Source organism: Nocardioides sp. 31GB23, from assembly GCF_040012395.1.
In the GTDB taxonomy this organism is placed as follows: domain Bacteria; phylum Actinomycetota; class Actinomycetes; order Propionibacteriales; family Nocardioidaceae; genus Nocardioides; species Nocardioides salarius.
The window spans coordinates 47,244-58,072 of sequence record NZ_JBDYKJ010000025.1; the positions used below are offsets into that span (position 1 = coordinate 47,244).

The following is a 10,829-nucleotide window of genomic DNA, read 5'->3' on the forward strand; positions in this document are numbered from 1 at the left end:
CAGCCTACGTGGGCCACCTCATCCCTCCAGGGCGTTGACGAGCGTCGGTGCACGGCTGTTCACTGTGCTCGGTAAAGATCCCCGTCCGAGGAGGCACCGGTTGAGCGCGACGATCCCGTGGGAGCGCGTGCGCCGCGCAGGCGCGAAGCTGACGACACCGCTGCACCCTGACGACTACCTCTCCCTGATCAACCCGCTGTGGAGCCAGCGCGAGCTGCGCGGGCGGGTCGAGAAGGTCGTGCAGGAGACCGAGGACGCCGCGACCCTGGTGATCCGGCCCGGCTGGGGCTGGCGCTTCGACCACCGCCCCGGCCAGTACGTCGGCATCGGGGTGCAGGTCGAGGGCCGCTTCCAGTGGCGCTCCTACTCCGTCAGCTCGCCCCCGCGGCGCTCGGGACGCCACATCGCGATCACGGTGCGGGCGATGCCCGAGGGACTGCTGTCCAGCCACCTGGTCAAGGGGCTCGCGCCGGGCACGATCGTGCGGCTGGCCAAGCCCGAGGGCGACTTCGTGCTGCCCGACCCGCCGCCGCCGCGGATGCTCTTCCTGGTCGGCGGCTCGGGCATCACCCCCGTGATGGCGATGCTGCGCACCCTCGACCGGCGCGCCAGCATGCCCGACGTCGTCCTGCACTACTCCTCGCCGACGCCCGAGCGGATGATCTTCCGCGACGAGCTGGCGCGGCTCGAGGAGGCGCACGAGGGCCTCACCGTGCACCGGCTCCACACCGACACCGACGGGCTCCTCGAGGTCGGTGACCGCGAGCGCGGGCTCGACGCGGTGTGCCCCGACTGGCGCGAGCGCGAGACCTGGGCCTGCGGTCCGGGCCCGATGCTCGACGCGGTCGCCGAGCACTTCGAGGCCCAGGGCGTCGACGACCGGCTGCACCTCGAACGCTTCACCCTGCAGCTGGGCGGCGACGGCGGCGAGGGCGGGGCGATCAGCTTCCGCAACTCCGGCAAGCAGGTCGAGGTCGACGGCGCCACGACCGTCCTGGAGGCCGGCGAGCAGGCCGGCGTCGGGATGCCCTACGGCTGCCGGATGGGCATCTGCCACACCTGCACGCTGACGCTGGTCTCGGGCACCGTGCGCGACCTGCGCAACGGCGAGGAGTTCGCCCAGCCCAACGAGCAGGTGCAGACCTGCGTCACCGCCGCCGTCGGCGACTGCGTCATCGACATCTGAACCACCCAGCACCGACCCACGAGCACGACCCACGAGCACCGATCCACGAGCACGATCCACGAGCACCGATCCACGAGCACCGAGGAGACGACATGGCGATCGCCGACGTCCAGGAGTACACCCACCTCACCGACGACGAGGTCGAGCAGATCGGCCGCGAGCTCGACCGCATCCGCGCCGACGTCGAGGAGTCGCGCGGCGCCGCGGACGCGGCGTACATCAACCGGATGATCAAGGTGCAGCGCGGTCTCGCGGCGGCGGGCCGGGTCACCCTGATGACGACCTGCCACTCGAGGAAGGCGCGGGTGCCGGGCGCGGTCGCCGGCGCGACCATGCTCGGCCTGGCCAAGATCCTCGAGAACATGGAGATCGGCCACAACGTCATGCACGGGCAGTGGGACTGGATGAACGACCCCGAGATCCACTCCTCCAACTGGGAGTGGGACACCGCCCAGCCCGCCGAGCAGTGGAAGCACTCGCACAACTACATCCACCACCAGTTCACCAACGTGCTCGGCTACGACAACGACATCGGCTACGGCGTCCTGCGGATGGCCCGCGAACAGCGCTGGAACCCCGCCAACCTCGGCCAGCCGGTCTACAACGCGCTGCTGGCCTCGCTGTTCCAGTGGGGCGTGGCGCTGCACGACCTCGACCTCGAGAAGATCCGCAAGGGCGAGAAGGACCCGAAGGAGATGAAGCGCCAGCTCAAGCAGATCTGGCGCAAGGGCCGCAACCAGGCGCTCAAGGACTACGTCGTCTACCCGGCGTTGTCGGGGCCGCACTGGCGCACGACCATCAAGGCCAACGCCACGGCCAACCTGGCGCGCAACCTGTGGTCCTACATGATCATCTTCTGCGGGCACTTCCCCGACGGGGCGATGCACTTCACCGAGGAGGAGCTCGAGGACGAGACCCGCTCGGAGTGGTACCTGCGCCAGATCCTGGGTGCGGCCAACTTCGAGGGCGGCCCGCTGCTGCACGTCCTCTCGGGCAACCTCGGCTTCCAGATCGAGCACCACCTCTTCCCCGACCTGCCCAGCAACCGCTACGCCGAGATCTCGGAGCGGGTGCGCGCGCTCTGCGACAAGTACGACCTGCCGTACACCACCGGCCCGCTGCACCGGCAGTACGGGCAGACGCTGCGCACGATCATGAAGCTCTCGCTGCCCAACCGCTTCACCTCCTCCGACTCCCCGCCGGAGCCGCCGAACCGCCCCGACGCCGTCGAGGCGCCGCCGGTCGACAAGGGCCGCAAGTCCGACGCCGAGCTGCCCCCGCGCCGCTCCGAGCTCGGCGGGTGGTCGCGCTCCGGCATCGGGCGGGCCTCGTGATCCGCGGCCTGGGCCGCGACGTCGACGCGCGTACGGCGCCCTTCGCGTGGGAGCCCGACGAGCAGGGTCGACCCGCGCTCATGGGGGCGCGGGTCACCCAGTGCGCGCTGAGCCGGATCTGCGGGGCGTGCGCCGAGTCGCTGGGTCGCCCGATCGCGTTCGTGGGCGACGCCGACGAGGTCGCGCGCAACGCCTTCCACGCCCCGCCGCTGCACGAGGAGTGCGCTCGGGGTCTGGCTGCCGGCTCGCCGGACTGGCGGGTGGTGCTGACCGCGGGGTTCGAGTTCGTGCGGCCGGTCGCTGGTGCGGCCGACCGGCGGCCGACGTTCGAGCCGAACTCGCTGCTCTGAGGTTCGTCCGGGTCGTGGCCTGGGTCGTGGCCTGGGTCGTGGTCTGGGTCGTGGCTTGGGTCGTGGTTCCTGGACGCGCCATGGCGCGTCCAGGGGCACACGACCCGGACCACGACTCGAACCACGACCGGAACCACGACCTGAGCCAGCCCGGCGTGGTGGAGCTCGCGGCGCGAGTGCCCTGGCGTCGGTATAGCTTGCCGTCATGAAGAGCGACGAGGTCCCGGCGACTCCCGCCCAGCGGTGGCGGCGGTGGGGACTGCTCGCCGCGGTGCTCGCCCTGGTCGTCGGGGCCGGCGTGCTGGCGTGGGAGCGGAGCCACCCCGACGTCGCCTTCGACTACGGCTACGGCATCGGGTCGAAGCGGGCCGTCGGCGAGACGGTGTGGACGACGTTGGCCGACTCCCAGAGCATCGGCTCGTCCGCGATCACCTTCACCGAGCTCGAGCCCGTCATCGAGCGCGACGGGGCTGCGGTGGACGTGGAGTACCTGGTCTGCGCCCTCGACGAAGAAGCACTGGCCGAGGACGGGGTCGGCAGCTTCGGCTACGGGCTCCGGGACATGGCCGTACGCCGTTCCTGCGCCACCACCTCGCCGGCCCTGGGCGCGCGCCTGGTCGCCGAGCCGGGTGTCCGCCGGGAGCTGCTGGTCGGCATCACGGCCACGCGGCCGGGTCGGACCATCATCAGTGGTCATCGCGCGGCGTACGACGTCGGCTGGCGACGCGGCCACGGTGACATCCTGGTCGAGACCGACCTGCGCGCGACTCCGAGCAGCTAGACACCCCGGACCGCGACCTGGGACGGGGCTTCCCCAGACGTGGGTGCCTGGTCGGTCGTCCCCAGGCGGGGTCCCGGGTCGTGGTCCCGGGGTGGTCGGCGCCGTGGCGCTACCGTGCTCGCGTGGCGCGCCTCATCCACCTCAACGGCCCGCCGGGCATCGGCAAGTCGACGATCGCCCGGCGCTACGTCGCTGAGCACCCGGGAGTGCTGAACTGCGACATCGACCTGCTCCGCACTCTCATCGGGGGGTGGTCAGAGGACTTCGCCGGGGCTGGTGCCCTGATCCGCCCCGCAGCCCTGGCGATGATCGAGGCCTACCTGGGGCACGGTCACGACGTGGTCCTGCCCCAGATGCTGATCGACCCTGCGCAGGTGGAGCTCTTCGAGAGCCGCGCTGTCGCGGCCGGGGCGACGTACGTCGAGCGGTTCCTGATGGACGAGCAGGAAGCCAGCGTGCAGCGATTCGGTCGGCGCGGCGCCTCTCGTCCAGAGGACCCCTGGCACGACCAGGTGCGCGTGATCGTCGAGCGCCAGGGTGGTGAGACCGCCTTGGTGCGTTGCTGGGTGGCGCTCGAGGAGCTGCAGGCGCGACGCCCGTCGGCACAGGTCGTCCCGAGCATCGAGGGGGCACCGGAGGACACCTACCGGCTCCTGGTGGAGTCGCTGTCCCGTGGCACTCGCCGCTGAGGCCTCCTCTCCGCCCCAGGGGCAGCCGGGTCTCCTGGGCAGGTCCGTGTGGTCGCCACGTCGGCCCCGCAGCCGCACGCCGGGTCGTGGTCCGGGTCGTGGTCCCTGGACGCTCCATGGCGCGTCCTGAGGCACACGACCCGAGCCACGACCCGAGCCACGACCCGAGCCACGACCCGAGCCACGACCCGAGCCACGATCCGGACCACGACCTGACTCAGCGCTCGGGGCGCACCAGGACCTCGTAGTCCACCCCGGTCGGCGCCCGGAAGTGCCCGACCCGCTCGAAGCCGAGCGACTCCACCACCCGCAGCGCGCGCGTGTTGAAGCTCGCGACCGTCATCCGGTACGCCGCCGGGGCGAAGCGCGCGCGGCCGTGCGCCAGCCCGGCCCGGACGGCCTCGCGGCCGAGGCCCTGGCCGACCAGCTCGGGGTGCAGTCCGCCGCCGGTGTCGAGGGCGGCGTCGTCGTACGCCCAGCCCGGCACCTGCCCGTCAGGGCCGAACGAGCGGAAGCCGACCAGGCGCCCGCCCGCCGTGAGCGCGTGGAAGCCCGACGCGGGGTCGGCCAGGGCACCGGGGTCGGCGTCGGTCATGTCGTAGACGTCGTACGGCGCCGGGTAGCGCCAGGTGCGGACGTCGGCCGCCTGGTCCCGGGTGAGCGGAGCCAGCGCCAGCGGGCCGAGGGTCGTCACTCCACCAGGCCCAGCGCCGCGTCGACGATCGCGGCGACGTCGAGCCCGTGCAGGCGGTAGGCGTCGGCGAGCCCGGAGGACTGCCCGAACTCCTCGACGCCCAGGCAGCGGATGCGGTCGCCGCGGGCGCCGGCGAGGAACGACAGCGTGTGCGGGTGGCCGTCGAGCACGGTCACCAGGGGCGCCGGTGCCGAGGCGGGGAGCAGCTCGGCGAGGACGTCGCCGCCGGTGCCGCCGCCGCGGCGGCCGCGCTGCTGGAACGAGCGGAAGACCAGGTCGGGGCTGGTCAGGCAGACCACCCCGGCCCGCACGCCCTGCCCGCGCAGGCTCTCGGCCGCCGCGAGCACCTCGGGCATGAGCGCGCCGACGCCGACCAGCGTCACCTGCTCCTGGTCGAGCGCGTGCTCGGCGGGCAGCCGGTAGCCGCCGGCCACCGCCTGTCGGCGGCGCCGCTCGACGAGCGCCGGGTCGTCGGGCAGCTCGGCGAGAGTGGGGTCGAGCGGTCGCGTGGAGAGCCGGAAGTACGACGACGTGCCGCCCGGCACGCCGACCGACTCCATCGCGGCCAGGAAGCACCACTCCAGGTCCTGCGCGAACGCCGGCTCCCAGGCGGTGCAGCCCGGCTGCTCGAGGCCGATCGACGGCGTGGTGATCGACTGGTGCGCCCCGCCCTCGGGCGCCAGCGTGACGCCCGACGGGGTGCCGACCAGGATCGACTGGCCGCCGGAGTAGATGCCGTAGGACCACGGCTCCAGCGCACGCGAGACGAACGGGTCGTAGATGGTCGCGATCGGGATCAGCCGCTCTCCCCACCGCGACCAGGTCGCGCCCAGCTCGCCGAGCAGCGAGACCAGGTTGACCTCGGCGATGCCGAGCTCGATGTGCTGGCCGTTCTGTCGCTCCGACCAGCGCAGCAGCCGCTCGGTGTCGTCGGCGAACCAGTCGCGCCGGTCCTCCACCGACCACACCCCGGCCTTGTTGATCCACCCGCCGAGGTTGGTCGAGGAGGCCACGTCGGGGCTGCAGGTGACCAACCGCGCGGCCACCGCCGGCGCGTCGCGGTGCAGGTCGGCCAGCAGCCGGCCCAGGGCCGCCTGGGTCGAGACCGGGCGCTTGTGGGCGTGGCCCAGCGCGACGGGCACCGGGAGCGGGGTCGTCGGCGGCTGCGGCGTACGACGCAGGGTCGCGGCGCGCTGCTCGCACAGCTCGGCGGCGACGCTGCCCGCGGGGAAGCGTGACCACGGCGCGGAGCGGTCGCCGCCGGTCCGCTCGGCCAGGGCGTCCATCTGCTCACCGGTCAGGAGTGCGGAGTGGTTGTTGGGGTGGCCCTCGGTGGGCAGCCCGCGGCCCTTGATCGTGTAGGCGAACACGACGGTGGGCCGGTCGTCGGCGACGTCGGCGAAGGTGTCGACGAGCAGCCCGAGGTCGTGGCCGCCGAGGTCGCGCACCAGGCCGGCCAGGTCGTCGGCGTCGAGGGAGTCCACGAGGCCGCGCAGCTCGGTCGAGGGCGACCACGCCTCCGACTCGGCGAGCAGCCGGGTCGCGAGCTCGTCGCTGCCGGCGCGCAGCATCCGCTGGTACTCCTCGTTGGGCATCTGCTCCAGGCGGGCGCGCAGCTCGGCACCGCCCGGGCGCTCGAAGAGCTCGCTGATGCGACGACCCCACTTGATCGTCACGACCTGCCAGCCGGCCGCCTCGAACATGCCGGCCAGCCGGGCGATCTGCAGCTCGGGCACGACCCGGTCGAGCGACTGCCGGTTGACGTCGACCACCCACAGCACCTCGCCGAGCCGGGCCACCGCGGGGTCGGCCACGGCCTCCCAGATCGCGCCCTCGTCGAGCTCGGCGTCGCCGAGCAGGCTGACGAAGCGGCCGGCCGGGGGAGCGTCGGCGAAGCGGGAGGTGACGTAGCGGTGCGACATCGCCGCCCACAGCGCCGCGGTCGCGCCGATGCCGACCGATCCGGTGGAGAAGTCGACGGTGTCGGGGTCCTTGAGCCGCGAGGGGTAGGACTGCAGCCCGCCCTTGGCCCGCAGCGTCGCCAGGTAGGCCTCGTCGAGGTCGCCGAGCAGGTAGTTGAGTGCGTGCAGCACCGGCGAGGCGTGCGGCTTGACCGAGACCCGGTCGTCGCGCTCGAGCTCGGCGAACCACAGCGCCACCATGATGTCGACCATCGAGGCCGAGGAGGCCTGGTGGCCGCCGACCTTGACCCCGCTGTCGTTGGGGCGTCCGGCGTTGGCGGCGTCGACGATGGAGGTCGCCAGCCACAGCACGCGGCGCGAGACCTCGCGGAGCAGGGCGGGGTCGGGCGTGGTCACGGTTCTCCTCCGGAGGGGGTCGGTCAGACGCCGGCGGGCTGGGGCGCCTGGGTGCTGGGGCGCCACTGTGCCACCGAGGGGCTGCCCGAGGGGGCCACCCGGCTGGCGTCCAGCGCCGCGGCGAGGTCGTCGAGCAGGTCGAGCGGGTCCTCCAGCCCGACCGAGAACCGTACGACGCCCGCGCCGGGCCGCGCGTGGGGCGCGACCGGGCGGTGGGTCAGCGCGGCGGGGTGCTGGACCAGCGAGTCGACCCCGCCCAGCGAGACCGCGTGGGTGAACAGCCGCACCGCCGAGGTCAGCCGCGCGGCGGCGTCGTACCCGTCGTGCAGGGTGATGGCGACCATCGCGCCCGAGCCACGCATCTGGGTGCCGACCAGCCCGCGGGGGTCGTCGAGGCCGGGGTGGTGCACGGTGGCGACCTCGTCGCGGCCCTGGAGGAACTCGACCAGGCGGTGCGCGCCGTCCTGCTGGGCGCGCACCCGCAGCGGCAGGGTGGCCAGGCCGCGGTGCAGGAGGTAGGCGCCCAGCGGGTGCAGGATGCCGCCGGTCACCGCGCGCACCTGGCGCAGCCCGTTGGCGGTCTCCTCGTCGCAGGCGATGACGCCGCCCACGACGTCGCCGTGCCCGCCGAGGTACTTGGTGGCGCTGTGCAGCGCCATCGCGGCGCCGTGGTCGAGCGGGTTCTGGAGCACCGGGGTGGCGAAGGTGTTGTCGACCAGCACCGGCACGTCGCCGGCGGCGGCCACCGCGGCGCGGATGTCGAGCAGCTCCAGCGTCGGGTTGGCCGGGGTCTCCACGACCACCAGCGCGGTGTCGGGGCGCACGGAGGCGGCGATCTCGGCCTCGGTGCACCAGGTGACCTCGGTGCCGAGCAGCCCGGTCGAGAGCAGGTGGTCGGAGCCGCCGTACATCGGGCGGACCGCGACGACGTGGCGCTTGCCGGTCAGCATCGTGCGCGAGAGCACCGCGGCCGACATCGCGGCCATGCCGGAGGCGAAGGCCACCGCCGACTCGGCGTGCTCCAGCGTGGCGAGCGCGGTCTCGAAGCGGGCCACGGTCGGGTTCCACAGCCGCTGGTAGACGTGGCCGCCCTCGGTGGGGTGACCGCCGGTGGCCATCGACTCGTAGGACTCGCCGCCGGTGTCGAGGTCGGGCAGCGGGTTCGTCGAGGAGAGGTCGAGCGGCAGGGCGTGCACGCCCAGGGCGGTCAGGTCGTCACGGCCGCTGTGCACGGCGAGGGAGTCGAGGCGCATGCCGTGATCCTCGCTGAGAAGTCACCTTGATCCATGCGCCGTTGTCGAAGACGTAGCCTGGGTGATGATCTCTTGCAGAAGCAGCAGGATCACCGCCCAGATGAGGACTCCGCGTTGCCTGGATCACAACCCGTCGACCGGGCCGCCGCCGGCCTGGACTCCCTCGACCTCGACATCCTGCGCGCCCTGGGCGCCGACGGCCGCCTGACCAACAAGGCGCTCGCCTCGCGGCTGGGGGTTGCCGAGTCGACCTGCGCCTACCGGGTGCGCTCGCTGCGCGACCGCGGCGTCATCGTCGGCACCAGCGTGCAGGTCGACGTCGCCACGCTGGGCTTCCCGCTGCAGGCGGTCATCAAGGTGCGCCTGGGCAGCCACGACCAGCAGCACGTGACCCGCCTGTACGACGCCCTGGTCGAGGCCCCGGGCGTGCTGCAGGCGCTGCACGTCGCCGGCGAGGACGACTTCCACCTGCTGGTGGCCGTCGCCGACCCCGAGGCGCTGCGCGACCTGGTGCTCGAGCACGTCACGGTGCACCCCGTGGTGCGCTCGACCGAGACCCAGCTGGTCTTCGAGCGCCGCAAGGGCCACGGGGTGCTGTGAGGCCGGGCCCGGGCGCCGCTCAGCCGGCCGACGACGTACGCCCGGCGAGCCAGGCGTGCAGCTCGGGGCCGTCGGCCTCGACCCGGTCCATCTCCTCGCCGCCGTCGCAGGTCAGCAGCGCGACCGTGGTGTGGGCGGGGGAGGAGGCGACGACCTGCCAGGCCCGCCGCGCAGCGCCCACTCCTCGAGGGTGCGGGCGGGCCGCGGGACGGGGAGCATCAGAACCCCGTGGTGCACCAGGGTGTCGGACCGCCGTCGGCCATCGCGGCGAAGGCGTCGGCGTCGGGGCCGCTGACCCGCCCGGCGGCCGCCAGATCGGCGGCGTCCACGTCGCCGAGGTAGAGCTGGCCCAGCGTCTCGGCCGAGAGCCGCACGCCCGCCTCGTCGTCGGTACGCCGCACCGTCGCGGCGCCGCCGCGGGTCGTGACCCGCCAGCGCCCGGAGGTGTGGCCCAGGGCGTCGTCGACGTCGAGCACCACGTCGCCGTCGGCCTGCCACGGACGGGCCTCGAGCGCGACCGGCAGGTCGAGCACCCGCACCCACAGCGTGTCGTGCAGGGCGGTGGTGGTCACGACCCGCGGGTCGACCAGCGCGAGGTCGAGCGTGCCGAGCAGCGGGCTGCGGCCCCAGCGGACCTTCTCGACGAGGTCGATGTCGGCGATGAAGCGCCACAGCCGCAGGTAGGCGGTCGGTGTGTCGGCGGCGAGGTCGACCAGCTCGACCGCCGCGTCCTTGCGGTGGTCGCCGTTGTGCTTGAAGAGGGCGTAGCCGTCGACGACGCCGGCGGGGTCGAGGTGCAGCACCGCACGCAGCATCTTGTCGGGGGCGCCCTTGTCCCAGTCGTACTCGCCGGTCAGGAACATCTCGTAGAACGCGGGCCTGCTGACCGCGCCGCGGGTGCGCTGCAGGTGGCGGTCGAAGACCTCGCGCACGTGCGGCCACGCCTCGGCCGGCTCCACCAGCTCGAGGCTGCCCGGGTCGTCGAGGTCGCGCAGCCCGAAGCGGGAGCCCGTGTCGATCTCGACGCGTCGCCCGCGCACGGCCGGGCCGAAGCCGAAGCGGCCGTAGATGGAGCCCTCGGTCGCGGTCAGCGCCGCCAACGGCCGGCCCTGCGCGAGCGCGTGGTCGAGGTCCTCGGTCATCAGCCGGCGCAGCAGGCCCTGGCGACGGTGGGTGGGTGCGACGGTGACGTCGCTGATCATGTGCAGCCCGAGCGTGCGGCCGCCGCCGACGTTGAGCTCGCCGGCCCAGCTCGCGAAGGTGCCGACCGGCAGCGTGCCGTCGGCGACCCGGGCGGTGGGCCAGGCGCCGCGGACCACCGCCCCGTCCCGCCCGGCGTACCTGCGCCAGCGGTCGAACTCGGCCTGGTCGTTGCGGCCGTCGTGGAAGCCGCGGGCCAGGCCCTCCAGCCACCCCCGCAGCAGCGCCGCGTCGGCACCCTCGTCACCGGGCTCGAGGGTGCGGAAGGTCAGGTCGGCGTGCGGCTCACTCACCCCGACACCCTAGGAGCACCCCCACCCACCCCTCCACGCGATATCCGCCTCCGCTGGTCGAGCAGTGACGAGCGCCAGCGAGGAGCGTCGCCTCCGTTGGTCGAGCAGTGACGAGCGCCAGCGAGGAGCGT

11 protein-coding genes are annotated in these 10,829 nt (G+C 73.4%); 6 read left to right on the forward strand and 5 right to left on the reverse strand.

Annotated elements, in window-relative coordinates; translation table 11 throughout:
• The first annotated feature begins 100 nt into the window (after window positions 1–100).
• From ABKW28_RS10070 to ABKW28_RS10090, 5 genes are all read left to right on the forward strand, one after another.
• Entirely contained in the window at window positions 101–1,186 is a 1,086-nt protein-coding gene (locus ABKW28_RS10070) for a ferredoxin reductase (RefSeq protein WP_193666937.1), read from the forward strand.
• Between the two features lie 92 nt (window positions 1,187–1,278).
• The gene (locus ABKW28_RS10075; protein WP_348608937.1) at window positions 1,279–2,520 is read left to right on the forward strand and encodes an acyl-CoA desaturase; all 1,242 of its coding nucleotides are present in this window, start codon (window positions 1,279–1,281) and stop codon (window positions 2,518–2,520) included.
• Entirely contained in the window at window positions 2,517–2,870 is a 354-nt protein-coding gene (locus ABKW28_RS10080; RefSeq protein ID WP_348608939.1) for a hypothetical protein, read from the forward strand. Before ABKW28_RS10075 ends, ABKW28_RS10080 begins: the two co-directional genes overlap by 4 nt.
• Before the next feature lie 205 nt (window positions 2,871–3,075).
• Entirely contained in the window at window positions 3,076–3,651 is a 576-nt protein-coding gene (locus ABKW28_RS10085) for a hypothetical protein (RefSeq protein ID WP_348608942.1), read from the forward strand.
• Window positions 3,652–3,773: 122 nt separating this feature from the next.
• On the forward strand, window positions 3,774–4,340 hold the full coding sequence (locus ABKW28_RS10090; protein WP_193666941.1) for an AAA family ATPase: 567 nt from the start codon (window positions 3,774–3,776) through the stop codon (window positions 4,338–4,340).
• 217 nt (window positions 4,341–4,557) lie between these two features.
• Here ABKW28_RS10090 and ABKW28_RS10095 read toward each other — a convergent pair whose 3' ends face one another.
• Genes ABKW28_RS10095 through ABKW28_RS10105 form a run of 3 tightly spaced genes read right to left on the reverse strand, consistent with a single transcriptional unit; the run spans window position 4,558 to window position 8,605 of the window.
• Window positions 4,558–5,034 (reverse strand): GNAT family protein, encoded by a 477-nt coding sequence (locus tag ABKW28_RS10095; protein WP_193666942.1) that lies wholly within the window; start codon window positions 5,032–5,034, stop codon window positions 4,558–4,560.
• Complete coding sequence (locus ABKW28_RS10100; RefSeq protein WP_348608944.1) at window positions 5,031–7,352, reverse strand: pyruvate dehydrogenase; 2,322 nt, start codon at window positions 7,350–7,352, stop codon at window positions 5,031–5,033. Before ABKW28_RS10100 ends, ABKW28_RS10095 begins: the two co-directional genes overlap by 4 nt.
• A 23-nt stretch (window positions 7,353–7,375) precedes the next feature.
• Window positions 7,376–8,605 (reverse strand): PLP-dependent transferase, encoded by a 1,230-nt coding sequence (locus tag ABKW28_RS10105; protein ID WP_348608947.1) that lies wholly within the window; start codon window positions 8,603–8,605, stop codon window positions 7,376–7,378.
• Between the two features lie 114 nt (window positions 8,606–8,719).
• On the opposite strand from ABKW28_RS10105, the gene ABKW28_RS10110 reads away from it, so the two are divergent.
• A complete protein-coding gene (locus ABKW28_RS10110) occupies window positions 8,720–9,205 on the forward strand; it encodes an Lrp/AsnC family transcriptional regulator (protein ID WP_193666944.1) in 486 nt (161 codons plus the stop codon).
• A 19-nt stretch (window positions 9,206–9,224) separates the two neighbouring features.
• Here the strand turns inward: ABKW28_RS10110 and ABKW28_RS10115 are convergent, their stop codons facing one another.
• Both ABKW28_RS10115 and ABKW28_RS10120 read right to left on the reverse strand, forming a co-directional pair.
• Window positions 9,225–9,386, reverse strand: a complete 162-nt coding sequence (locus tag ABKW28_RS10115) for a hypothetical protein (protein WP_348608949.1) — start codon at window positions 9,384–9,386, stop codon at window positions 9,225–9,227.
• A 37-nt stretch (window positions 9,387–9,423) separates the two neighbouring features.
• A complete protein-coding gene (locus ABKW28_RS10120) occupies window positions 9,424–10,698 on the reverse strand; it encodes a GNAT family N-acetyltransferase (protein ID WP_348608952.1) in 1,275 nt (424 codons plus the stop codon).
• Window positions 10,699–10,829: the final 131 nt, after the last annotated feature.

Coding starts and splice junctions, on each gene's coding strand:
- ABKW28_RS10075 (WP_348608937.1), top strand. CDS start 1,279: ATGGCGATCGCCGACGTCCAGGAGTACACCCACCTCACCGACGACGAG.
- ABKW28_RS10085 (WP_348608942.1), top strand. CDS start 3,076: ATGAAGAGCGACGAGGTCCCGGCGACTCCCGCCCAGCGGTGGCGGCGG.
- ABKW28_RS10105 (WP_348608947.1), bottom strand. CDS start 8,605: ATGCGCCTCGACTCCCTCGCCGTGCACAGCGGCCGTGACGACCTGACC.